The sequence below is a fragment of the Luteimonas rhizosphaerae genome (genome assembly GCF_002849595.1).
Lineage (GTDB): Bacteria > Pseudomonadota > Gammaproteobacteria > Xanthomonadales > Xanthomonadaceae > Luteimonas > Luteimonas cellulosilyticus.
On the sequence record NZ_NRQR01000026.1, the window covers coordinates 221,453 to 246,006 of the forward strand.

Annotated in this window: 20 protein-coding genes and 3 pseudogenes; 8 read left to right on the plus strand and 15 right to left on the minus strand. The window is 71.1% G+C overall.

The window, feature by feature from the left end; all coding sequences use genetic code 11:
• Window positions 1-6: 6 nt before the first annotated feature.
• Window positions 7-2,826 (minus strand): PAS domain-containing protein, encoded by a 2,820-nt coding sequence (locus CJ022_RS14385; protein WP_143703999.1) that lies wholly within the window; start codon window positions 2,824-2,826, stop codon window positions 7-9.
• 101 nt (window positions 2,827-2,927) lie between these two features.
• The gene (locus CJ022_RS14390; RefSeq protein WP_101927313.1) at window positions 2,928-3,716 is read right to left on the minus strand and encodes a DUF72 domain-containing protein; all 789 of its coding nucleotides are present in this window, start codon (window positions 3,714-3,716) and stop codon (window positions 2,928-2,930) included.
• A gap of 133 nt (window positions 3,717-3,849) precedes the next feature.
• Between CJ022_RS14390 and CJ022_RS14395 the strand changes: the two are divergent.
• The 4 genes and pseudogenes from CJ022_RS14395 to CJ022_RS14410 all read left to right on the plus strand — a co-directional run bounded on the left by CJ022_RS14395 (window position 3,850) and on the right by CJ022_RS14410 (window position 6,949).
• Window positions 3,850-5,030: pseudogene (locus CJ022_RS14395) on the plus strand (MFS transporter).
• An 82-nt stretch (window positions 5,031-5,112) separates the two neighbouring features.
• Window positions 5,113-5,622: pseudogene (locus CJ022_RS17590) on the plus strand (pyridoxamine 5'-phosphate oxidase family protein); the annotation flags it as partial.
• A 287-nt stretch (window positions 5,623-5,909) separates the two neighbouring features.
• Complete coding sequence (locus CJ022_RS14405) at window positions 5,910-6,458, plus strand: DUF6630 family protein (protein WP_233198813.1); 549 nt, start codon at window positions 5,910-5,912, stop codon at window positions 6,456-6,458.
• Between the two features lie 143 nt (window positions 6,459-6,601).
• Entirely contained in the window at window positions 6,602-6,949 is a 348-nt protein-coding gene (locus tag CJ022_RS14410; protein ID WP_101927314.1) for a hypothetical protein, read from the plus strand.
• 30 nt (window positions 6,950-6,979) lie between these two features.
• Here the strand turns inward: CJ022_RS14410 and CJ022_RS17820 are convergent.
• The 6 genes and pseudogenes from CJ022_RS17820 to CJ022_RS14440 all read right to left on the minus strand — a co-directional run bounded on the left by CJ022_RS17820 (window position 6,980) and on the right by CJ022_RS14440 (window position 13,608).
• Window positions 6,980-8,168: pseudogene (locus CJ022_RS17820) on the minus strand (endonuclease/exonuclease/phosphatase family protein).
• Entirely contained in the window at window positions 8,107-8,829 is a 723-nt protein-coding gene (locus tag CJ022_RS14420; protein WP_101927568.1) for a glycosyltransferase, read from the minus strand. The pseudogene CJ022_RS17820 and the gene CJ022_RS14420 overlap by 62 nt, the downstream one beginning before the upstream one ends.
• A 65-nt stretch (window positions 8,830-8,894) precedes the next feature.
• The gene (locus CJ022_RS14425) at window positions 8,895-9,890 is read right to left on the minus strand and encodes an aldo/keto reductase (protein WP_101927316.1); all 996 of its coding nucleotides are present in this window, start codon (window positions 9,888-9,890) and stop codon (window positions 8,895-8,897) included.
• A complete protein-coding gene (locus CJ022_RS14430; RefSeq protein ID WP_101927317.1) occupies window positions 9,887-11,089 on the minus strand; it encodes a mechanosensitive ion channel family protein in 1,203 nt (400 codons plus the stop codon). The genes CJ022_RS14425 and CJ022_RS14430 overlap by 4 nt, the downstream gene beginning before the upstream one ends.
• Before the next feature lie 273 nt (window positions 11,090-11,362).
• On the minus strand, window positions 11,363-12,685 hold the full coding sequence (locus tag CJ022_RS14435) for a ferredoxin reductase family protein (RefSeq protein WP_199171562.1): 1,323 nt from the start codon (window positions 12,683-12,685) through the stop codon (window positions 11,363-11,365).
• Window positions 12,682-13,608, minus strand: a complete 927-nt coding sequence (locus CJ022_RS14440) for a cytochrome c oxidase assembly protein (RefSeq protein WP_101927570.1) — start codon at window positions 13,606-13,608, stop codon at window positions 12,682-12,684. Before CJ022_RS14440 ends, CJ022_RS14435 begins: the two co-directional genes overlap by 4 nt.
• A 111-nt stretch (window positions 13,609-13,719) precedes the next feature.
• On the opposite strand from CJ022_RS14440, the gene CJ022_RS14445 reads away from it, so the two are divergent.
• Entirely contained in the window at window positions 13,720-14,217 is a 498-nt protein-coding gene (locus tag CJ022_RS14445) for a CopD family protein (RefSeq protein ID WP_101927318.1), read from the plus strand.
• Window positions 14,218-14,628: 411 nt separating this feature from the next.
• Here CJ022_RS14445 and CJ022_RS14450 read toward each other — a convergent pair whose 3' ends face one another.
• Genes CJ022_RS14450 through coxB form a run of 4 tightly spaced genes read right to left on the minus strand, consistent with a single transcriptional unit; the run spans window position 14,629 to window position 18,875 of the window.
• Window positions 14,629-15,162: a DUF2231 domain-containing protein gene (locus CJ022_RS14450; RefSeq protein WP_101927319.1), complete on the minus strand. Its 534-nt coding sequence runs from the start codon at window positions 15,160-15,162 to the stop codon at window positions 14,629-14,631.
• Between the two features lie 34 nt (window positions 15,163-15,196).
• Window positions 15,197-15,559: a hypothetical protein gene (locus CJ022_RS14455; RefSeq protein WP_101927320.1), complete on the minus strand. Its 363-nt coding sequence runs from the start codon at window positions 15,557-15,559 to the stop codon at window positions 15,197-15,199.
• Window positions 15,556-18,096 (minus strand): cytochrome c oxidase subunit I, encoded by a 2,541-nt coding sequence (gene ctaD, locus CJ022_RS14460; RefSeq protein WP_101927321.1) that lies wholly within the window; start codon window positions 18,094-18,096, stop codon window positions 15,556-15,558. The genes CJ022_RS14455 and ctaD overlap by 4 nt, the downstream gene beginning before the upstream one ends.
• On the minus strand, window positions 18,093-18,875 hold the full coding sequence (gene coxB, locus CJ022_RS14465; protein WP_101927322.1) for a cytochrome c oxidase subunit II: 783 nt from the start codon (window positions 18,873-18,875) through the stop codon (window positions 18,093-18,095). The genes ctaD and coxB overlap by 4 nt, the downstream gene beginning before the upstream one ends.
• A 173-nt stretch (window positions 18,876-19,048) precedes the next feature.
• Between coxB and CJ022_RS14470 the strand changes: the two genes are divergently transcribed.
• From CJ022_RS14470 to CJ022_RS17140, 3 genes are all read left to right on the plus strand, one after another.
• The gene (locus tag CJ022_RS14470; RefSeq protein ID WP_101927323.1) at window positions 19,049-20,338 is read left to right on the plus strand and encodes a putative DNA modification/repair radical SAM protein; all 1,290 of its coding nucleotides are present in this window, start codon (window positions 19,049-19,051) and stop codon (window positions 20,336-20,338) included.
• A 196-nt stretch (window positions 20,339-20,534) separates the two neighbouring features.
• The gene (locus tag CJ022_RS14475; RefSeq protein WP_101927324.1) at window positions 20,535-21,977 is read left to right on the plus strand and encodes a UdgX family uracil-DNA binding protein; all 1,443 of its coding nucleotides are present in this window, start codon (window positions 20,535-20,537) and stop codon (window positions 21,975-21,977) included.
• Window positions 21,978-22,271: 294 nt separating this feature from the next.
• Complete coding sequence (locus CJ022_RS17140) at window positions 22,272-22,502, plus strand: PepSY domain-containing protein (RefSeq protein WP_158238434.1); 231 nt, start codon at window positions 22,272-22,274, stop codon at window positions 22,500-22,502.
• 152 nt (window positions 22,503-22,654) lie between these two features.
• Here CJ022_RS17140 and CJ022_RS14485 read toward each other — a convergent pair whose 3' ends face one another.
• The 3 genes from CJ022_RS14485 to CJ022_RS14495 all read right to left on the minus strand — a co-directional run bounded on the left by CJ022_RS14485 (window position 22,655) and on the right by CJ022_RS14495 (window position 24,376).
• Complete coding sequence (locus tag CJ022_RS14485; protein ID WP_101927326.1) at window positions 22,655-23,125, minus strand: hypothetical protein; 471 nt, start codon at window positions 23,123-23,125, stop codon at window positions 22,655-22,657.
• Window positions 23,126-23,226: 101 nt separating this feature from the next.
• A complete protein-coding gene (locus CJ022_RS14490) occupies window positions 23,227-23,616 on the minus strand; it encodes an EF-hand domain-containing protein (protein WP_101927571.1) in 390 nt (129 codons plus the stop codon).
• Between the two features lie 22 nt (window positions 23,617-23,638).
• The gene (locus CJ022_RS14495) at window positions 23,639-24,376 is read right to left on the minus strand and encodes a hypothetical protein (protein ID WP_101927327.1); all 738 of its coding nucleotides are present in this window, start codon (window positions 24,374-24,376) and stop codon (window positions 23,639-23,641) included.
• Window positions 24,377-24,554: the final 178 nt, after the last annotated feature.

The window sequence follows — 24,554 nt, forward strand, 5'->3', positions numbered from 1 at the left end:
GCGGGATCAGGCCACCTGTTGCTGCTGCTGGCATCCGGCGGTCGCGGCCTGCACGCTGGCGACCATGTCGCTCTGGCGGAACGGCTTGGACAGCACCGTCAGCCCGGCATGGACGCTGTCGACGTTGGCGTAGCCGCTGACGACCACGACGGCGATCGAGGGCAGGCGCTGCTTCACCGTGCGCGCAAGCTCCGAGCCGGTCATGCCCGGCATCAGGTGGTCGGTCACCAGGATGTCCGGCTCCAGGCCGTCATCGAGCTCGCGCAGCGCTTCTTCCGCGGATGCCGCCTCGACGACGCGGTAGCCCATGTCGAGCATCACGTCGGCGGTGCACATGCGCACCGCGTCCTCGTCGTCCACGACCAGTGCGACGCCCTTGCTGTCACTCATGTCTTCCACTGCGGTGTCCTCTTCGATTGAATGTGCGGCATCGCCGTGTACCGGCAGCCAGAGTTCCATAGTGCTGCCTGCGCCGGGCGCGCTGTCGATCACCAGCGCGCCGCGCAGCTGTTGCGCCAGGCCATGCACCATCGACAGGCCCAGCCCCGTGCCCCTGCCGACGCCGCGCGTCGAGAAGAACGGCTCGATCGCGCGTTCCCGGGTCGCCTCGTCCATGCCATGCCCGGTGTCGCGCACCGACAGGACGACATAGTCGCCGCGCGCCAGGCCGTTCGCCGCCTGGGAGACGCGCCGGTTGCGCGCCGACAGCGTCAGTGTGCCGCCTTCGGGCATCGCATCGCGTGCGTTGACGCTGAGATTGAGGATCGCCATTTCCAGCTGGTTCGCATCCGCGACCGCGTGCGCCAGCTTCGGCTGCACGTTGAGTTCCACCGAAATGCGCGGATCGCAGGTGCTGGCGATCAGCTCGGCCATGCCGCCGAGCAGCTTGTCGACATCCACGTCGCCGGCCTGCAGCGGTTGCCGGCGCGCGAACGCGAGCAGCCGCTGCACCAGCATCGCCGCGCGATCCGCGGACTGGCGCGCGACCGAAACCATGCGCCGGGTGCGCTCGCGGTTCGCGTCGGGCGTGTCCGCCAGCTCCAGCGCGACGACGATCGGCGTCAGCAGGTTGTTGAAGTCGTGCGCGACGCCGCCGGTCAGCTGGCCCATGGCCTCGAGCTTGCGCGACTGGCGCAGCGCGTCTTCCGCCGCGCGCCGGTCGGTGGTGTCGATCGCCTCGGGCACGACGGCGATGATCGCGCCGGCAGGATCGCGGATTGGCCGCAGCGACAGGTCGTAGGAACGCATGCCGGCCGCGACCGACACGGTGATCTCGCTGCGCACGGTCTCGCCCGCCCTGGCGCGCTGGAACGCGTTGCGGACCAGCTCGGACATGCCCGGCGTCGCCGCGAACCACGGCGTGTCCCAGTAAGGCTGCCCGACGACGGCCTCGAGCGTGCAGCCGATCGCCTGGAGCGCGGTGTGGTTCGCGTCGACCAGGGTGCCGTCGAGCAGGCACATTCCCTGCAGCTGGTAGCTGGTCTCGAACAGGGTGCGCAGCCGGGCCTGGGAATGCGCGAGCGCCTGGGTCGCGGCGCTGAGTTCGGTGACGTCGCGGGCGCTGCAGTAATAGCGGCCGGCCTCGGGCGTCGCCACCCACGACAGCATGCGGTAACCGCCGTCGCGGGCCCGGTAGCGGTGTTCGAAGTGCAGCACCGGGCGGCCGTCGCGCAGTTCCTCGATGGCGTCCTGCAGCGCGGCGGCGTCCTCGGGATGGACCAGCGCCCGCAGCGGCTGGTCGGCCAGGTCTTCCGGCGCCCAGCCGAGCAGCTGCTGCCACGCGGGATTGGTCTTTTCCAGCACGCCGTCGGGGGTGACCACCGCCAGCAGGTCGGGCGTCACCTGCCAGGTGCGCGAGCGCTCCTGCGCACGCTCGAGCACCTGCTGCTCGAGGTTCGCGTTGAGCGCGCTGAGCTGCGCTTCGCGGTCGCGCAGGGCCAGGTCGCCGAGGGTGCGCGCGGTCACGTCCACGCCTTCGACGAAGACACCGGCGATGCGCCCGTCGTCGTCGTTGATCGGCTGGTAGACGAAATCGACGTAGCGCTCCTGGATGGGCCCGTCGGGATCGGCCTGGACCATGAAGGGCGCGCTGGTCGCGGAGAAGGGCTCGCCGGTGCGGTAGACCCGGTCCAGCAGTTCCAGGTAGCCCTGCTGCACGGCGTCGGGCAGGGCCTCGGCGATGGTGCGGCCGACGACGTCGCGATCGCCGATCAGGCGCGTGTAGCAGGGATTGACGAACTCGAAGCGGTGCTCGGGCCCGGTCAGCAGCGCCATGAAACTCGGCGCCTGTTCGAACAGCCGCACCAGCTGCTGGCGTTCGGTGGCCAGGCGTCGGGCGTTGACGACCTTGGCCGTCATGTCGGTCGTGATGTTGAGCATGCCCGCGACGCGGCCCGACTCGTCACGCACCGGCGTGTAGGAGAACGTCCACCACGTGTCTTCCGGATAGCCGTTGCGATGCATCTCCAGATACATGTCCTCCTGCCAGGTCGACACGCCCGACAGCGCGCTGTCGACCAGCGGCGCGATGTCGGGCCAGACCTCGGGCCAGACGTTCTCCAGCGGCCGGCCCAGCGCATCGCGCTGCCGTGCACCCAGGAACGGCGCATAGCTGTCGTTGTAGAACAGGACGAGCTCCGGGCCCCACGCCAGACACATCGCGAAGCGCGAGGCCAGCATGATCGACAGCGTGGTGCGCAGCGATTGCGGCCACTCCGTCAGCGGACCGAGCGGCGTCTGCGACCAGTCGAACGCCGCGACGCGCTGCCCCATCTCCCCGCCGTTGTGCAGGAAGTCTTCGGGAGGTGGCGCGGCGGACGGATTCACGCGGCAGGCTCGGGCGAGGCAACAAGGGGCCGCATGCTGCCATAGCGATGCGCCCGAGTGGCGTGACGGATCGGGCGGCGCGCCCGTCGTCGGCGGCCGGTTCAAGGCGCGCGGCCGCGCCGTTCGAGCTGCGTGCGCACGGCCAGCGCGTCCGGTGTCGCGGCGCCGCGGGCGGTGTTGTCGAAGATCACCCACGTGGCGTCGCCCGGGGCGGCCCCTGCCGCGACGGCGGTGACGAGCGCCCGCCGCGCGGCGGCGTCGTAGGCGCTGACGTAGATCTCCGGACTGCCGTGCCAGCGCCAGTAGCGGCAGGCGGGATCGCCGCCCGGGACATCCGCGCCGGGCGCACGCGCCGGATCGGCCGCCACCCGCGCGATGCGATGGCGGGCCAGCAGCGCGTCCGCACCGGCGTCGAACCAGCTCGGGTGTCTCGGCTCGCAGGCGACCTGGCCGGGCCAGCGTCGACGCAGCGCGGCGAAGAAGGCGGCCGCGACGCGGGGCGCCAGCGCTAGGCTCGGCGGCAGCTGGACCAGCAGGCAGCCGAGCGTCGGGCCCAGCAGGCCGGCACCGGAGAGGAACGCGTCCAGGCCGGCGCCCGGCGCGGTCAGGCGCTGGTCGTGGGTCAGCGTGCGCGGCAGCTTGACCGAGAAGCGGAAGTCGGCCGGCACGCTGTCGCGCCAGCGGCGCCAGGTGTCGGGCCGGTGCGGGCGGTAGAACGAGGAGTTGATCTCGACCGCGTCGAAGCGGGTCGCGTAGCGCGCCAGCTGGCTGTCGCCCGCGCCGAACCGGCGTTTGTGCACGGACGCGATCGACCAGCCCGCGCAGCCGATCCGCAGGCGCGCGGTCGGCGTTGCGGACGGGTCTGGCGGGGTGGCGGCAGGGTCGGGCATGACGCAGGCATATCAGGCCGGCGACGCGCGGCGGGTGAACCGCGCCGAACGCGGGAACACGGCATCCCGCCATTGCGGCTGACACCTATGCTGCGATGCAACATAATTCGAGATTGCACGCTGGAGAGCCGCGATGGCATCCGCCCATCCGTCGCCCGCGACACCGATGTCGCGCCGCACCTACACGCTGATCCTGTTCGCGCTGGCCATGGGCGGGTTCGCCATCGGCACCAGCGAGTTCGCGATGATGGGGCTGATGCCCAACCTCGCCCGCGGCTTCGGCGTCAGCGAGCCGCAGGTCGGCCATCTGATCAGTGCCTACGCGATCGGCGTCGTCATCGGCGCGCCGCTGCTCGCGATCCTCGGCGCGCGGCTGCCGCGGCGCCGCCTGCTGCTCGCGCTGATGGGCTTCTACGCCGTCGGCAACCTCGCCAGCGCGCTCGCGCCGACCTACCCGGCCATGCTCGCCGCGCGCTTCGTCGCCGGCCTGCCGCACGGCGCGTACTTCGGCGTCGCGATGCTGGTCGCCGCGTCGATCAGTCCGCCCGCCCAGCGCGGCACCGCGGTCAGCCGGGTGCTGCTGGGGCTGTCGATCGCGATCCTGGTCGGCAATCCGCTGGCGACCTGGCTCGGCCAGCAGCTGAGCTGGCGCTGGACCTTCGCCCTGGTCGCGGTGCTGTCGATGCTGACCGCGTTCCTCGTCGCGCGCTTCCTCGCGCCGGATCCCGACGAAGCGGTGCAGACGCCGATGCGCGAACTGCGCGCGTTCAACACCTCGCAGGTCTGGCTGGCGCTGCTGATCGGCGCGATCGGCTTCGCCGGCATGTTCTGCGTCTTCAGCTATCTGGCGCCGACCCTGGTCGACGTGACTGCGGCGTCGGCGCGATCCTCGGCAACGTCGCCGGCGGCTGGCTGGTCGATCGCCTGCAGTTCCGCGCGGTGCCGGTGATCCTCGGCTGGTCGCTGCTGGTGCTGCTGGCGTTTCCGTTCGCGGCGCAGGCGGCCTGGTCGATCCTGCCGGCGATCCTCGCGGTCGGCACGATGGGCGCGCTGGCGCCGGTGCTGCAGACCCGGCTGATGGACGTCGCCGGCGAGGCGCAGACGCTGGCCGCCGCGTCGAACCATGCCGCGTTCAACACCGCGAACGCGCTCGGTCCGTGGCTGGGCGGCATCGCGATTTCCGCCGGGCTCGGCTGGACGTCGACCGGCTATGTCGGCGCCGCGACCGCGGCCGCGGGCCTGCTGGTCTACGTCTGGGCGCGTCGCGACGAACGCCGTACGCGCGCGCTGCCGGCGGCCGGGCACGCGTCCTGACGCGTCGCGCAGCGCGGACTTCTTCACGCGAGGCAACTGCACGGGCGACAACACTGCGGGCCTCTCATCGATGGAGCGCACCATGGCAACCCGCAAGCAGAGCAAGGCCGAACAGGACGCGGAAACCCTCGCGAAACTGATCGAGGACATCGACATCACGATGTTCACCACCGTCGGCAAGGGCGGTGCGCTGGTCAGCCGTCCGCTGTCGACGCAGAAGGCCCAGTTCGATGGCCAGCGGGTGTGGTTCTTCGTCTCCTCCGACAGCCCGAAGATCGCCGAGATCCGCCGCAACGCGCAGGTCAATCTGGCGTATGCGTCGAAGTCGAAGAACACGTACGTGTCGATGTCCGGCGACGCCCGGGTCAACAACGATCCGGTCAAGATCGAAGCGCTGTGGAACGACGCGCTGAAGGCCTTCTATCCGAAGGGCATCCGTGACCCGAAACTCGCCCTGCTCGAAGTGCAGGTCCGCACCGCCGAGTACTGGGACGGTCCCGGCTCATTGATCGGCAAGGCGATCGCGTTCGCCGTCGCCCGCGTGACCAAGCGCGAGGAAGCGATGGGCGAGAACCGCATCATCGACCTGCAGGGTCGCAAGACCTCGCGGTTGCCGCCCTCGCACGCCGATGCCCGCGGCGGCGCCAAGCGGGCGCCGGCGAAGCAGGCGGCCAGCAAGCAGGCCACCAGCAAGAAGACCGCAACCGGCAAGGCAGCGTCGAAGAAGACGGCGGCCCGCGGCGACGACATCGGCCAGCAAGAAGACCGCGCGCCGCGCCTGACGCGCAGGCCAACGCGCGGCCCCGGATTGCGGTTCCGAGGCGGCACGTTGGCCGCTTTGCGGCACACTGGGCACCCTCAGTTCCGCGCCGACCGACGATGATGCTTCCCGACACCGAATTCGACCCCGACGACAACTTCGCCGGCGGCGAGGCCGACGACACCGAGTTCGACGACGAGGCGTCCACCGAAGCGCTCGTCTGGCAGCTGCTGCTGATGATCAATCCCGGCGATGGCGATGCGGCCGGCGAGCAGTTCCGCGCCTGGCAGGAGGTCATGGCCGATGCCGACGAGGACCAGGCCGTGCCGGCGTTGCAGGATGCGATCGACTGGAAGGCCGGTTTCCACGTGCCCGAAGACGATCCGGGCACGCTGATCGACGCGCTCAACGAACTGGCCGCGCGCTACAACATCGATATCGACTGGGGCGTCGAGGATCCGACCGATGCCGCCTTCCTCGAGAGCGCCTCGCCGCATGCGCTGCTGGAAACCGCCTACGACCAGCTGCGCGTCGACGGCTACACGCTGTGGACCCGCGAAACCGGCGACGACACGGTAGCCGGCTGGTTCGCGGTCCGCGACGACGACGAAGGCATGCGCATGCTGTCGCACGCGCTGGGCATCGAGATCCGTCCCGGCGCCGGCTGAACACGCGTCGTCTTCGCACCGTCTTTCGCATCGGGTGCTAGCGTCGGCACGTCGATGCGGCACGGGAGGGTGCGATGGACATAGTGAATGGGGTGGCGCGGTCGCGCCGAAAACTGCCTGGCCTCCGGTCCGGCTGCGCCGCAGTGGCGCTGCTGGCCGCGATGCTGCCGGGCGTGGTCCTGGCGGGCGGGCCGGGCGCGAACATCGAACCGATGTCTCTGGCGCCACCGGCGTCGGCGCTCGCATCGACGGCGACGAACGACGCGCCGTGGCTGCGGCCGATCGCGCGCGACACGCCGATTTCCAGCGTCTCCGCGCTGCGGGCCGAGTACAAGCGCATCCGAGACGAGCGGCGTGCACAGCTGGAACCGGAATACGAGCGGCGCCTGCATGCGGACGGGGAGACGGCTGCCGAAGAATGGCGCGAGACCACGTTGCGCGACGTCGTCCGCCGCGATCGTCGCGACCTGCGGGCGCGCGTGAGCCGCTGACCCCGCACGGGCCGGCATTGCCGGCCCCGTTCAGCCCTTGACCGGCGCCGCCTCGGCGTCGTGCGCATCGGCGACGTCCATCGCGCCCTCCGCGTCTTCCTGCGCCTGTTCGTCGAGGTCGAGGCCGGCATCGGCGTCGTTCTCGCCAGGCTCGAGCGCCAGCTCGACCAGGATCGGGAAGTGGTCCGAACCGACAGCCGGCAGGCGTTCCATCGACACCAGCGTGAAGTGCTCGCTGTGGAACAGATGGTCGAGCGGCCAGCGCAATCCCGGCAGTTTCGCGTGGAAGGTGTTGAACATGCCGCGCCCGATGCGCGGGTCGAGCAGGCCGCTGACCTTGCGGAACAGCCGCGTCGTGCGCGACCACGCGACATCGTTGAGGTCGCCGGCGACGATGACCGGTCGCTTGGCTTCGTGGGCGGCGCGTCCCACCAGCACCAGCTCGGCGTCGCGCTCTTCCGGGATGCAGCGCGTGCAGCACCACGCGCTGGCCGTTGTCGAGTTCCAACACCGCGTGCGCGGACGGGATGTCGTCCTCGACCAGATAGCGGATTTCGGCGTCGTGGAGCGGCAGCCGCGAGTAGACGTGCATGCCGTAGAGGTTTTCGAGCGGGCAGCGGATCGCATGCGGGAGCTGGTCGCGCAAGGTCTCCAGGCGCGCTTCCCACCATGCATCGGTTTCCAGCGCGATCAGGATGTCGGGCTTGCGTTCCCGGACCAGGGCGAGCAGCGGCCCGGCATCGCGATTGGTCATCAGCACGTTGCTGGCGAGCAGCCGGACACGCGCATGGCCACGCGCGGGATCCTCGTCCTGGACTTCGACCGGATGCAGCCGGGTGTAGGGCAGGATCCACCAGGTCTGCCACAGCATGCAGCCCGCGTTGGCGGCGATGACCGCCACCGTCCACGGATCATCGACCGGATGGAACACCAGCTGCAGCACCAGCACCACCGCGGACGCGACGACCAACTGCAGGCGGGGGAAGTCGCAACCGCGGATCCACCACACGCCGCTGCGGATCGTGGGCAACAGCGTGACGATGACGAGCAGGACGGTCAGTCCGGCGAAGATCGGAGTCAACATGCGGCGAGTGGGCGACGGAAAGGCGAAAGAGTATTCAGCTTCGCACGGAATGCCGTCGTGAACGCGGGTCGCGTCACTCGCGCGGCGGCACGTCGGGCTCGTCGCGGCGACCGCCGTACCAGAGCTCGAGCGCATCGCGCGAGGTCAGCATGCCGCGACCACGGCGTGCGAACCGCAGCAGCAGGCGCAGATGGCCGAGCGGCGACAGGTGATGGAGCTTGCGGCCGGACGTGAACACCGGCGCGCGCAGGATCACGAACCGGCCCTGCGTGGCGAGCGCGCGACTCAGGGCGATGTCCTCGCCGGCATACCAGCGCTCGTCGAAGCCGCCGACCGCATCGAAGGCGACGCGCGTGCAGAACACGAAGCAGCCCGGCGCGATGCCGCGCCAGCGGAAGCCTACGCCCGCCGCCCACACGCCGAGCCGCACGTGCCACGGCGGCCGGCCTTCGAGCCGCACGGTCGCGCCGCCGCCGACGGCGCCGTCCGCCAGCGCGGCCAGCGCGGCGTCGAGCAGGCGCGCGTCGATGCGGGTGTCAGCATCGACGAACACCAGCACCTCGGCCGTCGTGGCCGCCGCACCGGCATTACGGGTCGCGGCGATGTGGCGATGCGCCACCGGCACCACGCGCGCCCCGTGCGCGGTGGCGATCGCCGCGGTGGCGTCGGTCGAGGCGTCGTCCGCGACGACGATGTCGGCAGCCAGGCCCAGCGCGGCGACGGCGGCGTGCACCGCGTCCAGGGTCGCGCCGATCCGGCGCGCCTCGTCGAACGCGGGGATCACGAACGCGAGCAGGGGCGTCGTCATGGGTGTGCGGCGGAAGACCGTCCGGGCCGACGGGATGCGCCGGGCCGGACGGGTCACCGGTTCAGCGCACCCATGCCGGCGGCCGGATAGCGCGTGCCGGCGGCGGCGTCGGGCGGGAAGATCGCATCGATGCGCGCCAGGTCGTCTTCGGTCAGATGCACGCCGAGCGCGGCGATGTTCTCGTCGAGATAGCCGATGCGCTTGGTCCCCGGGATCGGCACCAGGTCGTCGCCCTGCGCCAGCACCCAGGCGAGCGCGAGCTGGCCGGGGGTGACGTGGTAGTCCTGCGCGATCGCCTGCACCTGTTCGACCAGCGCGAGATTGCGGCCGAAGTTCTCGCCCTGGAACCGCGGCGCGTTGCGGCGGTAATCGTCGGCGTCGAAATCGTCGACGGTGCGGATGGTGCCGGTGAGAAAGCCGCGGCCGAGCGGCGAGTACGGCACGAAGCCGATGCCCAGTTCGCGGCAGGCGGCGAGCGTGCCGGTGGTCTCGGGATCGCGCGACCACAGCGAATACTCGCTCTGCAGCGCGGTGATGGGATGCACCGCATGCGCGCGGCGCAGCGTGTCCGCCGAGGCTTCCGACAGGCCGAGATAGCGGACCTTGCCCTGCTCGACCAGTCGCGCCATCGCACCGACGGTGTCCTCGATCGGCACGTTCGGATCGACGCGGTGCTGGTAGTACAGATCGATGACCTCGACCTGCAGCCGCTTCAGGCTGGCCTCGCACGCGGCGACGACGTACGCCGGGCGCCCGTCGATGCCGCGCACCTGCGGATCGGTCGGGTCGAGCTGGATGCCGAACTTCGTCGCCAGGAACACATCGTCGCGGCGGCCTTCGATCGCGCGGCCCACCAGCACTTCGTTGGTGTGCGGTCCGTACATGTCGGCGGTGTCGAGCAGGGTGATGCCCGCATCGAGCGCGTGGTGGATGACCTTGATCGACTCGGCATCGCTGTCGCGGCCGCCGTAGAACGCACTCATGCCCATGCAGCCGAGGCCGAGTGCGGAAACGCTGGGGCCATCGGGGCCGAGGGTGCGGGTCTTCATCGCGGTGTCACTCCGTCGGGAACTTCGGGCGGCCAGTCTGGCGAGGCGCGGTGTAAGCCCGCGTCGAGATCGGGCGTGTCGGCCGTCTCGGCGCCGGGCGAACGGGTGTCCGCATGGCGCGGCGGGGGTGTGCGTACCGTGGCGTCGTCAGCCCCGTCGGCGCGGCTGATCTCGTTGCGCAGCCGCGGCAGCGCCTCGGGATGGTGCGCGCCGAGGAAGGCCAGCATGCCTTCGCGCACCGCGCAGCGCAGGTCGAACAGATCGCCGGAATTGCGCGCGCTGACCAGCAGCCGCACCTCGATCGTGTGCCGGTCGGTCTCGGTGATCTGGGTCACGCAGACGCGCCCGTCCCAGCGCGGATCGGCCTCGCAGATGCGCTGCAGCTCGGCGCGGATCGCGGCGATCGGCGCGCGGTGGTCCAGCCACAGGAACGCCGTGCCCAGCAGTTGCGCGCTGGTGCGGGTCCAGTTCTGGAACGGATTGGCGATGAACCATTGCAGCGGCACCACCAGCCGGCGCTCGTCCCAGATGCGCACGACGACGTAGGTCGCGGTGATCTCCTCGATGCGACCCCATTCGCCTTCGACGATGACCACGTCGTCGAGCCGGATCGGTTGCGCGAGCGCGATCTGCAGGCCGGCGATCAGGTTGCCGAACACCGGCTGCGCGGCGACGCCCGCGACCAGGCCGATGATGCCTGCCGAGGCGAGCAGCGCGGCGCCCACCTGGCGGATCTGCGGGAAGGTCATCAGCGCCAGTGCGACGCCGACCAGCACCACCGCGCCCTGGATCACGCGGCTGATGACGCGCGTCTGCGTCTGCACGCGGCGCGCGGCGAGATTGTCTTCGACGTCGACCGGATGCTGGCGCAGGATGCGGTCTTCGATCGCACCGACCACGCGCGCGGCGAGCCAGGTCAGGCACAGGAGTCCGCCTATGCCAAGCCAGTGGCGCAGCTGGCCGGTGAGTCCGGCATCGAGCGGCGTGTAGCGCAGCGCGATCGCGAGGAACAGCAGGGGCAGCGCGATCGACGCGGGCACGGCGACGACGGTCGCGATCCGCGCGCGCAGCGACTGGTCCGCGCGCCGCGCCGCGACCCGTGCCAGGCCGCGCAGGCCCCAGTGCACGGCGATGCCGAGTACGAGGGCGACGACGAGCGGCCACGCGACGGCGGCGCTCTGGGTCCAGTCCAGGGACATGAGGACTCCGGTTGACGGCGAGAAGCGATCGATTGTGCGGTGCAGCAGGTCCAGAGTCCGTCAATGGCTGGGCGCCGTGTGCCGCGCCGCCGGTGTGGAGTCGACGCGCTCCTGCAAAACGGCGTTCCTGCGCGCCACTGCCCGCAGCGTCATCGCAGCCAGGCCGCGGCGAGCGCGACGAGCACGAGGACGATCGATGCGCCGATCCCGGCGCGTCGCAGGTGGCGATGCATCATCGAGCGGGGCTCCAGGCGAGCGGGCGGCGGACCATCGTCACACCAGCCCGAAGCGTTCGGAGTACAGCCGCTCCGACCCCACGCCGTGCCGGCGCAAGACCGGCTCGACCGCATCGGCCATGACCTCGGGACCGCAGACGTAGGCGCACCGGCGCGTGATGTCCGCCGGCAGATGACGCGCGAGCAGGTCCGCGTCGAGATGGCCGGTCTCGCCCGTCCAGCCGTCGTGGCCGGTCTCGAGCACGTGCACGACGGTCAGCGGCAGCACGCCGGCCAGCGCAGCAAGCTCGTCGCGGAACAGCACCTCGTCCCAGGCCGGGCTGCCGTAGAGCAGCAGCAGCGGCGCCGTCGCGCCGCGATCGCGCGCGGTGCGCAGCATGCTTATCATCGGCGTGATGCCGACGCCGCCGGCGAGCAGCACCGCGCCGTGTTCGGACACCTCCGGCCGGTAGGCGAACTCGCCGTAGGGCCCTTCGACGAAGGCGGTGTCGCCCGGCGCCGCGGTCGCCGCGAGCCGGCCGGTGAAATCGCCGAGCGGCTTGATCGTGAACGCCAGCGCCGCCTCGTCCGCGCTGGAGCTGATCGAGAACGGATGCTGTTGCAGGCGCCATGGCGTCGCACCGAGCGTGATCCACGCGTACTGGCCGGGCCGGAACCGCAGGCCGTCGTGGCCGCGCGGCTGCAGCGTCAGCGTGTGGCTGCCGTCGCGTTCGGTGGTCAGCGACCGCACGGTCCACGGCCGTCGCTGCAGGCGTCGGGGCCGCAGCACCCGGGTCTCGAGCACCGCGACCAGCGACGCGCCGACGACCAGCGCGAGTGCGGCCTGCTTCCACCACGGGCCGGTGTAGTGCCCGACCATCAGCGCATGGCCCAGGCCCAGCGTCACGACCAGCAACGCCAGCGCGCCGTGCAGCAGGCGCCAGTGCTCGTACGACAGGCCGAACGACAGCCGCCACAGCGACGTCGCCGCCAGCCACGTCACCGACAGCAGCACGGTCCACAGCGCCGACGCGCGCAGCCAGTCGGCGCGCGGATCCAGATAGTCGAGAAAGCGCACGTCGCCCAGCACCATCGTCAGCGGATGCGCGAACACCAGCCCCCAGCCGAGCAGGCCGGTCTGACGATGGAACTGCAGCACGTCGTCCTGGCCCAGTCCGCGCGCGACCCAGCGCTGGCGGCCCGAGGTCAGCGCCTGCGCCGCGAGCACGCCGAGCCCGAGCAGTCCGAGCATCGCGCCGGTCTCGACGAGCCGGCCGCGTGCCGCGGGCGGATCGCCGCTCAGCGCGATCGCCATCGGCAACAGCGCCATGCCGAGGTAGCCGCACAGCCACAGCGCCAGGCGCCACCAGCGGGTGTTCACGCGTCGCCGCCGGGGCGACGCGACACGGCGTGCGCACGCCGTTCGGTGCGACGGAACAGCGCGACCAGCAGCCACATGCCGACGGCCAGATACGGCAGCGCGCCCGGCACCCACATCACCAGCCCGGCCAGCTGCTGGTCGACTAGCGGATCGAGGCCGACCAGCATCGCGCGGTCGGTGTAGACCGGATACAGCAGCCGCGGCGCGAACGTCAGCAGGGCGCCGAGGAATCCCATCGGCATCATCACCGCGACCAGCGCCACCAGGCCCGAGGTCGCGCCCGCATCGGGCGCACGCAGCCGGCGCCAGACCGCGGCCCAGAACCACAGTCCCGCGAGCAGGAAGCTCGCGTGCATGGCCCAGTGCAGCGGCTCGCTGCCGAGCGCGGCGGTCGTCGCGCCGGGCAGGTGCCAGCCCCACATCACCGCGACGTGGACGATCGTCGCCGGCGTCAACGCACGCGCCAGCGCGGTCATCGGCCGATGCAGCCCACGATGCAGCGCATGCGCCGCACGCCGCGGCAGGGCCACGCTCGCGACGGCGAACGGCCGCGCGGCGAGCAGCAGCGGCGGCGCCAGCGCCAGCAGGGTCATGTGCTGGCCCATGTGCGCGCTGAGCGCGTATTCGCCGAAGGCGTCGAGCGGCCACACCATCGCCATGCTTATCGCGGCGATGCCGGCGGCGAAGGCCGCGACTTCGAGGCGGCTCACGCCACGCCCGCGGCCCGCGCGCGCCCACAGCCGCGCGACGCCCAGGGCGTACAGAGAGGTGCCCAGCAGCAGCGGCACGAGCAGCCAGGGCGAGAACGTCCACGACGTCGCCAGCGTCGGCGGGTCGCCTTCGGGCAGGACCGCGTGCGCGGCAGGCGCCAGGCAGGCGGCCAGGCCGGCCAGCAGGGCGCGGCGGAACGGGACACGGATCATGCGGCGACGGTAGCAGCGCATCGCGGGACATCGCGTCGACGGCCACGCCCGCATGCACCGCCCGTTGATGCGGGATGCGCCACACTGCGCCATCGATTTCCGGAGCTGCCGGTGTATTTCTGGCTCAAAGTCCTGCACATCCTCGCGATGACGATCTGGTTCGCCGGCCTGTTCTTCCTGCCGCGGCTGTTCGTCGCGCGGCACCGGCGCGAGCTCGATGCCGACGACGCGTTCTGGAATCCGGTCACCAACACGCTGTTCTTCTGGATCATGACGCCGGCGGCGATCGTTACGATCCTCGCGGGCATGGTGCTCATCGCCTGGAATCCGACCGGGGCGTGGCTGGTGCTCAAGCTCGTCGTCGTCGCGCTGGCGGTGCTGATGCACCTGTACTTCGGTCTGCTGCTGTACGAACTCGGCCAGGATCGCGACCGCCACGGACCGGTGTTCTACCGCGTCGTCGGCTGGGCACCGCTGGCGTTCCTGCTCGGCATCGCCGCCTTGACCGGTGCCAAGCCGGAGACCGTCGGCGATCTGCCGCCGCCGCCGACGCAACGTGCGGCCGATACCGAGCTGGTGCCGGGGCTGGAGGATGCGCCGACGCTGTGAGCCGATGGCTCGCGTCGCGCGTGCCGAGTCTTCGCCGCTGCGTTGATCCGGATTCGACGGGTGGCGCGGTGGTTCGTGTGCCTCGAAGTCCCGAACGAGCCGCCGTTGGGTCACACGCCATTCCCATGCGTCTGATCGCGCGACCGCCTTTGTAGGAGCGCGCTCGCGCGCGACCGGGCGAGCGGCCTCCGTCGCGCGGAAATCGGACATCGCAAACGTGTCGCGACGGGCCGCCGTTGTCGTTGCAGACGCGAGGTGGGGTGGCGGCGGCGTCCACCGTGCGCAACGCCAACGGCATCGCGCCCGAGCGCGCTCCTACAGGAAGCAGTGCGAGGCAGTGGATCGCGAAGCGCGTCCGCCCGATGCCGTCCTCGAATCCCGAAACGTCCGCGCCGGGATGACGCCGGCCGCTCACTCCGCCGGCGGCTTGCTGTCCTTGCCTTCCGCCAGCTCCGGGTCCTCGTCGCCGTAGACGCCGACGCCGTGGCGGAAGCTCAGCGTACCGCCGAGCCAGCCGGCCACGCCGACCAGCACCGCCATCATCGACGACGACAGCAGGCCCCAGGGCCAGACGGCCGCGACGTGGTCGGGCAGGCGCAGCCAGACGCCGAGCGCGGCCATCGCCAGCACCATCACCGCGACGATGAAGTGGTTCCACGCCGAGACGTGCCGGCGCACGACGCGGATCGACATCATGTCGATCGTGCCGAACACGCCGGCGATCAGGCCCATCGCCAGACCGGCGACGTTGAGCCAGAACGACAACTCGGCCCAGAACGGCGCCCGCAGCCACAGGAACAGCAGGTCGGTGACGACCACGACGCTGAGGAACGCGATGGGGAACGTCACCAGCATCGGATGGATCGGGTGCTTGGCGATCGCGACCACACTCTCGACGGTGTGGCTCTGCGTCTGCGGCACGGGTTGTTTCAGATCCTTGCGCATCGGGGTCTCGGTGGGGGCGAGGGCGTCGTCGCCGTCAGCAGGTGGGGAGCAGGGCGACCGGCACTGCGGTGAACACGACCGCGATCGCCGACAGCAGCGCGGTCAGCCCGGTCAGCGCGATCAGGAACAGGTCGCGCTGGGACGCGGCGCGACCGGTATCGGTAACGCGCAGACGACGCCAGCGCTGTCCTGCACGCAGGCCGAGCGCGGCGATCGCCGCCAGCGCCAGCACGGTGAGAAGCGACAGCGCCCAGGTGACCGGTTCCAGGCCGGCGACCGGCTCGCGCCAGACATCGCGCGCGCAGGCGATGCCCTGCAGGCTGTAGACCACGGTGAAGTGCAGCGCCCACACCGCGAGCGGCGCCGACACCTTCATCAGCGATGGCGCGCTGCTCACAGCCACCTCGGCAGCAGATGCAGCACCGCCAGTGTGATCACGCCCTGGCCGACGACGTAGCGCCACAGACCGGTCGCGATCCGCGGTTCCAGCGTGCGCACGCCACCGGCGCGGCCACGGTGGAGCCGCAGCGCGACGAAACCGCCGACCAGCAGCGCGACGACGACGTGCACGATGTGGAACCCGGCCAGCGTCCACACCACCGACGCATAGGCATGCTGCTGCGGCGCTGCGGTGGCGCCGGAGACAGCCACCAGCTGCAGCACGGTGAAGGCGATGCCGGCGCCGATCGCCGCCAGCGACCAGGCGATCGCCGTGCCGCGTCGCGTCGCCGCCGCGGCGCCCGGCACGCGGGTCGCCGCGAACCACGCGACCAGCAACGCCGCCAGCGCCGCCACGGCCACGGGCAGATCGGGGATCGTCGAACCCGCAGGCGGCCAGACCGGGGCACCGAGCCACAGGTAGAAATACGCGAACACCAGGGATGCGAACAGCGAGCCGTCGATCAGCAGCGACGCGACCAGCGCCCACCAGCCCGGCGCGTTGCGCGCGGAATACTGCGTCGGCAACCGCAGGCCCGGCGCGACCTCGATGTCGTCCGGCGCATCGCGATGGCCGGTGGTCCACGCCCAGCGCAGGAACAGCCCGAGCAGCGGCACCAGCATCAGCAGCGACACCCAGTACTGCGAGGCGATGAAGCCCGTCAGCAGCACCGCGATCATCAGCGCGCCGACCAGCGGCAGCCAGGTCGACTGCGAGATCCGGATCACCTGCTCGGGCTGCGCCGACTGGATGCCGGTGCCGAGCAGCTCGCGCTGGCCGTCGTGCGCTTCGCCGAGCAGGCCGTCGGTGCGGCGTGTCTCGTCGGCGATCGCCGGCCGGTCCCACAACGGATAACGGCCGTCGACGTGCGGCACCGATGCGAAGTTGTAGTTCGGTACCGGCTGCGGCAGTGCCCATTCCAGCGTGCCGGCCTGCCACGGGTTCTCGACCGCGCGACGTCCCAGGCGGAAGCACAGCGCGACGTCGATGAGGATCGCGATCATGCCGACCGCCATGACGAAGCCGGCCGCCGTCGAGAGCAGGTTGAGCCACTGCACGCCGAGTTCCATCGAGTAGGAATCGACGCGGCGCGGCATGCCCGCCAGACCGGTGATGTGCATCGGCAGGAAGGTCAGGTTGAAGCCGATGAACAGCAGCCAGAAGCCGCTGCGGCTCAACGATTCGCTGGGCATGCGCCCGCTCGCCAGCGGCAGCCAGTAATAGAGCCCGGCGAACAGCGGGAACATCAGCCCGCCGATCAGCACGTAATGCAGATGGGCGACGACGAAATGGGTGTCGTGTGCCTGCCAGTCGAACGGCACGAAAGCCAGCATGACCCCGGTCAGCCCGCCGCAGACGAACACCACGAAGAAGCCGATGATGTAGAGCATCGGCACGCGCAACCAGGGTTTGCCCGCCCACAGCGTGGCGATCCACGCGAAGATCTGGATGCCCGTCGGGATCGCCACCGCCATGCTCGCCGCGCTGAAGAACGCCAGCGCCAGCAGCGGGATGCCGACCGCGAACATATGGTGCACCCACAGCCCGAAGCTGAGGAAGCCGGTCGCGACCAGCGCCAGCACGATCCACGTGTAGCCCACGACCGGGCGCCGCGCGAAGGTCGGAATCACCATCGACACCACGCCCGCCGCCGGCAGGAAGATGATGTAGACCTCGGGATGACCGAACAGCCAGAACAGGTGCTGCCACAGCAGCGGATCGCCGCCGCGGCCGACCTCGAAGAACGCGAAGTCGAACGCGCGCTGGATCTCGAGCAGGATGCTGGCCAGGATCAGCGGCGGAAAGCCGAACGCGATCATGAAGGCCGTGACCAGCACCGCCCACGCGAACAGCGGCATGCGCCGCAGGTCCATGCCCGGCGCGCGCGTGATCAGGATCGCGACGATCAGCTCGATCGCCGCGGTGACCGCCGCGATCTCGGCGAAGGTCACGCCGATCAGCCAGAAGTCCGGGCCCATGCCGGGCGAATAGGTCTTGTCGGTCAGCGGCGTGTACATGAACCAGCCGCCCTCGGGCGCTGCGCCGAACAGGAAGCTCGAATACAGGAACAGGCCGCCGAACAGGTAGCACCACCAGCCGAAGGCCGACAGCCGCGGGAACGGCAGGTCGCGCGCGCCGATCATCTTCGGGATCAGGTACATCGCGAAGCCTTCCATGATCGGCACCGCGAACAGGAACATCATCGTCGTGCCGTGCATGGTCACGAACTGCGCGTAGCGCTGCGGATCGAGCACCTGCGCGCCCGGCCACGCCAGCTGCAGGCGGATGAACATCGACAGCAGGCCGCCGATCAGCAGGAACGCGAAGCCGGTCGCGATGAAGCGGAACGCGATCGTCGAATGGTTCACCGCGGTCAGCTGGCCGACGAGGCCGCGGCCATTGGCCCAGACGCGGTCCAGCGTCGCCAGCCGCTCGTTGTGGCGCAGATGGTCGCCCGGCGTGGGAATCGTGTGGTCGGGACCGGTGCGGCTCACAGCACATCCTCGGCGGGGGCGTGGCGCGACGGCGCGCGGCCGGCCGGCGCGTCAGTGGAAGGGGGCTCCGCGGCGGGTGGTGGCGGGCGGTCCGCGAGCCAGCCCGCGATCGCGTCGGCATCGAGCACGCGCACCGGGAACACCATGCGTGCGTGTTCGAGTCCGCAGAACTCCGCGCACTGGCCGCGCATCGGCGTGCGCTGGTCGGCGCGCAGGCGCAGCGTGTTGACCCGGCCGGGGATCGCATCGATCTTGCCGCCGAGCCGCGGGATCCAGAAGCTGTGGATGACGTCGTCGCTGGTGATGCGGTACTCGACCATCCGCCCGACGGGCACGGCCAGTTCGTCGATGCTCTCGCCGATGACCTGGCCGTCCGCGTCGAGATAGCGGAAATGCCATTGCCACTGGCGCGCGGTCACTTCGACGACCGCGTCGACATCGCTGTCGTGGCCGGTGACGCGGGCGCTGGTCAGGGTGCCGTAGACCAGCAGCGCGGCGACGACGACGGTCGGCAGCACGAACCCGCCGATGATGATCAGCCGCCGCGGCTGCCGCAGCGCACTGTCCTCGTCGCGGCGGCGCAGGGCCAGCCACAGCAGCGCGAGCACGAGCACCCACACGGCGGTGAACACGGCGGTCATCAGCCACCAGCCCTGGGCGATCGCGGCCGCGGCGGGCCCGGCCGGATTCAGCGCGGACTGCGGGCCGCCGCAGCCGGCCAGCAGCAGGGACAGGCCCGCCACCGCCAGCGCCGGCGCGCGAAGTCGAGATTGCAGCATGGTCTTGATGGTGCGACGCCCCGGTCATTCGGGCTGCACGGAACGACAGACCCGGGTGCCACGCTACCGGGCGGCGCGGGCAGGCAATGTGAATGCGTCGCCGTGTCGCAGCGCCTCCAGCACGTTCATCCCCGATCTCACGGATTGAGACGGCCGTCGGGCAGCGTGCATGGGTGAACCTGACCGAAAAACTCGCCATCCTCGCCGACGCCGCCAAGTACGACGCCTCCTGCGCGTCCAGCGGCGCGGGCAAGCGTGACTCGCGCAATACCGGCGGCATCGGCAGCACCGAGGGCATGGGCATCTGCCACTCGTACACGCCCGACGGCCGTTGCGTGTCGCTGCTGAAGATCCTGCTGACGAACTTCTGCGTCTTCGACTGCGCCTACTGCGTCAACCGCGTGTCGAGCAACGTGCGCCGCGCGCGTTTCGCGACCGAGGAAGTCGTCAAGCTGACGCTGGACTTCTACAAGCGCAACTACATCGAAGGCCTGTTCCTGTCGAGCGGCATCATCCGCAACGGCGACTACACGATGGAGCAGCTGGTCGAGGTCGCGCGCAGCCTGCGCGAAGACCACCGCTTCGGCGGCTACATCCACCTCAAGACGATTCCCGACGCCGCGCCCGAGCTGCTCGCCGCCGCGGGCCGCTACGCCGACCGGCTCAGCATCAACATCGAGCTGCCGACCGAGGCCGGCATGACCGCGCTGGCCCCGGAGAAGACCCACGCGGGCATCCATGGCGCGATGGGCGAACTCAAGTGGCGCATCGACGAAGGCAAGGAAGCGCGCAGCCGCAAGCGCACGATCTCCAATGCGGTGCGGGCCAAGATTCCCCGCTTCGCGCCCGCCGGCCAGAGCACCCAGATGATCGTCGGCGCGGACGGCGCCGACGACCGGCGCATCCTCGAAGCCAGCAACCGCATGTACGGCACCTACCGCATGCGCCGCGTCTACTACTCGGCGTTCAGCCCGATTCCCGACGCGTCGAAGACGCTGCCACTGCAGGCGCCGCCGCTGCAGCGCGAACACCGGCTCTACCAGGCCGACTGGCTGCTGCGCTTCTACGGCTTCGACGTCGACGAGATCACGCCGGACGCATCCTCGGGCGCTGCCAACGACGACGATCCCGCGCGCGGCGCCGGCATGCTCGACCTCGACATCGATCCCAAGCTCGCGTGGGCGCTGCGCAACCCGGCCAGCTTTCCGGTCGACGTCAACCGCGCGCCACGCGAACTGCTGCTGCGGGTGCCGGGCCTCGGCACCAAGACCGTCGATCGCATCCTGATCGCGCGGCCGCACGGCGCGCTGCGGCTCGACGACCTGTCGCGGCTGCGGGTGCCGCTGAAGAAGGTCATGCCCTTCGTGCAGGTGCCCGGCCACCATCCGCGCCAGCGCCTCGACGATCCGGTGCGCCTGCGCCACGAACTGGCGCCGCAACCGCGGCAGGCGAGCCTGTTCTGATGCGGCATGCGGCGGCGTCGCACCGTCCGGTGCGGGTGCGCCCGTTCCCCGGTGCGCCACCCGTTCGCCGGCAGCCGCGTCTGCGGCACGACGGCGGAGACTGCGTGCCATCCACGCATGCCGGTTCGCATGGCTGGCGCGTCGCGCCTTGCGCGATCAACGGGCGTGGCGACATGGACCACCCGGTGCACGTCGCATGAGCCTGTTCCCGCCGGCGCCGCGTGGGCAGGACACCGTTGCCGCGTCCGTCGAACCGCCCTGGGACCCGGTCGCGTGGCGCACGGCGGCACGCGCGGCGCTGTGTGCCGACATCCCGCCGGACCGCATCGACTGGACCGGGGGCGCGCAGGGCTCGCTGCTCGGTGGCCTCGACGTCCGCGCGCTGCCCGCGACCCGGCCGGCGCCGCGCGTGCCGTCGGAATTCATGGGGCTCGCCGATGCGGTGCTGTGCCATCGCGATCCAGACCGCCACGGTCTGCTGTACCGGATGCTGTGGCGGATCGCCCACGGGGAGCGCGCGCTGCTGCAGCGCATGGCCGATCCCGACGTGCACCGCGCGCGCATCCTCGCGCAGGCGATCCGTCGCGACACCCACAAGATGAAGGCCTTCGTGCGCTTCCGCGCGGTGCCGGGCGCGGACGAGCAGTACGTCGCGTGGTTCGAACCCGACCATGCCATCGTCGACCGCGTCGCGCCGTTCTTCATGCGTCGCTTCACCGGCATGCGCTGGGCGATCGTGACCCCGTACCGCACCGCGCTGTGGGACGGCAGCACGCTGGCGTTCGCGGGCGGCGGCACGCGCGCCGATGCGCCCGCCGACGACGCCAACGAGGATCTGTGGCGCACGTACTACGGCCACATCTTCAATCCCGCGCGTCTCAATCCGACGATGATGCGCAGCGAGATGCCGCAGAAGTACTGGAAGCACCTGCCCGAGGCGGCGCTGCTGCCGACGCTGATCCGCGATGCCGGCGTGCGCGTGCGCGAGATGGCCGAGCGCGAACACGAAGCGCCGCGGCGGCGTATTCCCGACGCGCCCCAGCCCGCGCCGGTCGCGGCCGGCACGCTCGAGGCGCTGCGCGAGGAGGCGCGCGACTGCCGCCGCTGTCCGTTGTGGGAGCCCGCGACCCAGACCGTGTTCGGCGAAGGTCCGTCGGATGCGCGGACGATGATCGTCGGCGAACAGCCGGGCGACGAGGAGGATCTCAGCGGCCGGCCCTTCGTCGGCCCGGCCGGGCGCCTGTTCGCGCGTGCGCTCGACGAGCTCGGCATCGCCCGCGACACGCTGTACCTGACCAATGCGGTCAAGCATTTCCGCTTCGAGCCGCGCGGCAAGCGGCGCATCCACAGCAAGCCGGGTGTCGCCCACATCAATGCCTGCAACGGCTGGCTGCAGCGCGAGATCGCGCTGGTGCGTCCGGCGCGCATCGTCTGCCTCGGTGCGTCCGCGGCGCGCGCGGTGTTCGGCCCGGGCATTCGCCTGACCGAATCGCGCGGCGTCTGGCGCACCCGCGACGACGGCATCCGTGCGTTCGCGACGGTGCATCCATCGTGGGTCCTGCGCCAGGCCGACGACGCGGCGCGCGCCGAGGCCTACGCCGGCTTCGTCGACGATCTGCGGGAACTGCTGGACGCGTGATCGGGGCGGCGCGGGTGAATCGATGCTGACGCCGACCGGGCCGTATTCACTCCGGCATCGCAGTGCGGGGCCAAGACTCCGGCCACCCCAACGCAGGAGAAGTCCGATGACCCATGCAGCCGCAACCCGTGGCCTGGTGCTGGCCCTGTCGCTCGCCGCCGCCGGTGCCGCGTCGGCGCAGACCGCGCCGGCCGCCGATGCGATGACGAGCGCCCAGGTGCGCGCCGCGCTGACCGAAGGCGGTTACACCGAGATAAGGCCGACGTCACCGACGCCAACGGCAACAAGATCGACGTGCGCCTGGACCCGGCGACCGGCCGCGTGTATCCGGAGACCGCGGGCGCGACCAATCTCGGCGAGGCCGATATCCGCGCCAAGCTGACCGCCGCGGGTTTCACCCGCATCGAGGACGTCGAGTTCGACGACGGCATGTGGAAGGCGGAAGCGGATACCGCCGAAGGCCAGCGCGTCGATCTGAAGCTGGATCCGGAAGACGGCCGCGTCGTCAGCCAGTCGCGCGACTAAGACGCGCAGGCCGGCCGCGCGCTGCGCGGATCCGGTCGCTTTGAAGCACGACGCCCGGTCCAGGCCGGGCGTCGTCGTGTCCGGGGCGCGGTGGCGGCAACGAGCGCACGTCGCCGCAGGTCGCGCCGCGCTGCCGGCAGCCGTTTGCAGCGTCAGTCGGGCGTCGGCGTGACCGCGGCCGGCGCCGCTGCCTTGACGCATGTCGCGGCATCGCGCGGCGCATCGGGTGTCGCGACGATGCAGGCCGCCGCAGCCTGCGCCCAGATCGATGCACCGCTGGCGTCCTGCGCAGACAGCGCGTCGCCGGCGTCGATCCAGCGCGCGATGTCGACGATGCGCTGACGGTCCTCCAGCGATGCGGTCGCGTCGAGCGACGCCGCGGCATTGACGAAGCTGGCCGCGAAGGCCTGGGTCGCACGCGCGTGGACGAGGTCGGGTCCGGCAATGCCGTCGGGCGCCGCGATCAGCGCCTGCAAGGCGATCGCCTCGCGCGCCTTCAGGTCGCCGGCCGAACCGATGCTGGTGCGCAGCAGCACCGTCGTGCCCAGCGCACCGATGAACATGCCGGCCAGCAGCGCCAGGATGACGGCGACCAGCAGGCCGGTGCGGGATCGTTCGGACATGGCATCAAGGTGCGGCGCAGCCGGCGCGGCCGGCGGGCGCTCAGGCTACCACCGGCGCAGGCGGCGACCGCGCGACCGGATGTCGCACGGCGCGCGCGGGATCAGCGGATCCAGCCGCGCAGTTCCTCGCGGCTCAGACGACCGTCGCCGTTCGCGTCGACGCCGCCGAATTCCGACCGCAGCGTCGGATGCGACACCGCTTCGGCGCGGTCGATGAACCCGTCGCCATCGGCGTCGAGCGCCTCGAAGTGCAGGCGGTAGGCATCGGTCTGCGCGGACGCGGGCTCGTAGGAGCGCACGATGACCTCCTGGCCGTCGGCGTCGCCGAAGGTGACCAGTCCGGTCTGGCGACCGCTGGCTGGCGAGGTGACCGGGGCGGCATCGGATTGTTCGAGCGGCGAGGTGCTGACCTGCGCGGTGGCGGCACCAGCGCCGGCGAGCGCCAGCATGGCCAGCGACAGGGACGGGAAGAAGCGGAGCGATCGGGTCATGACGGCCTCGTCGGGGTGGGAATCAGGTGCGGGCGCGCAGGCGCAGCCACGCGGTCTGCAGGGTCAGCAGCGCCGCGAGCGCGACCGCGATCCAGGCGGACGTCGCGGCACCGGGCAGCTCGGCCTGCGACTGCCGGAGGTAGACGGCGACCAGGCCCCACCAGGCGATCGCCAGATACGCGACGTTGCCGCGCATGCGCGCGTTCAGCGCCAGCAGCACCACGGCGGCGGCGACCCACAGCGCCGCGCTCCACGCGAGCATGTCGCCGCTCGGCAGCAGGCGGTAGGCGACGACGGTCTGCGCGAGATTGAGGAACGCGGCCAGCGACAGCCAGCCGGCGTGGATCGACAGCGCCAGCCAAGCGAGCCGGCGGCCCGATGCCGCGCCCGGCCGCGAGAGCTGCACCGCGCACCAGGCCAGCGCCGCCAGCGCACCGAAGATCACCAGTACGCACAGCCAGAACAGCCCGGCCGAGAACAGCGGCATCCAGATCGCCGTCAGGAAGAATCCGAGCGCGGCCGCCGGCGCGATGCGCGCCAGCGTCGCGTCGCGACGACGCGCGCCGGTGGCCTGCCAGACGGCGTAGGCCACATCGAGCAGGAAGATCAGGCCCCACACCGAAAACGCATAGCCGGCGGCGACCAGCAGCGTGGGATAGCGGTCCGAGATCGTGCCCTGGTCCGGGCCGAAGGCACCGGTCTGGGACAGCCACGCGACCAGCGGCATGGCGAGCGACAGCAGCAGGACGAGCAGGCGCATGGAGCGACTCCGAAAGCGGTGGCGATACGGGACCGGGCGCAGCGGCGCTTGCCGCGGGACGGCCGGTTGCCCGTGGAGGACGGGCGCGAGGCTAGCACCGGGGTCGTGATGGCGTGGAGTGCCGGCGGTGCACGAGCACGCGCGCTGCGGATCGCACACCGGGGACGGCCGCCACGCC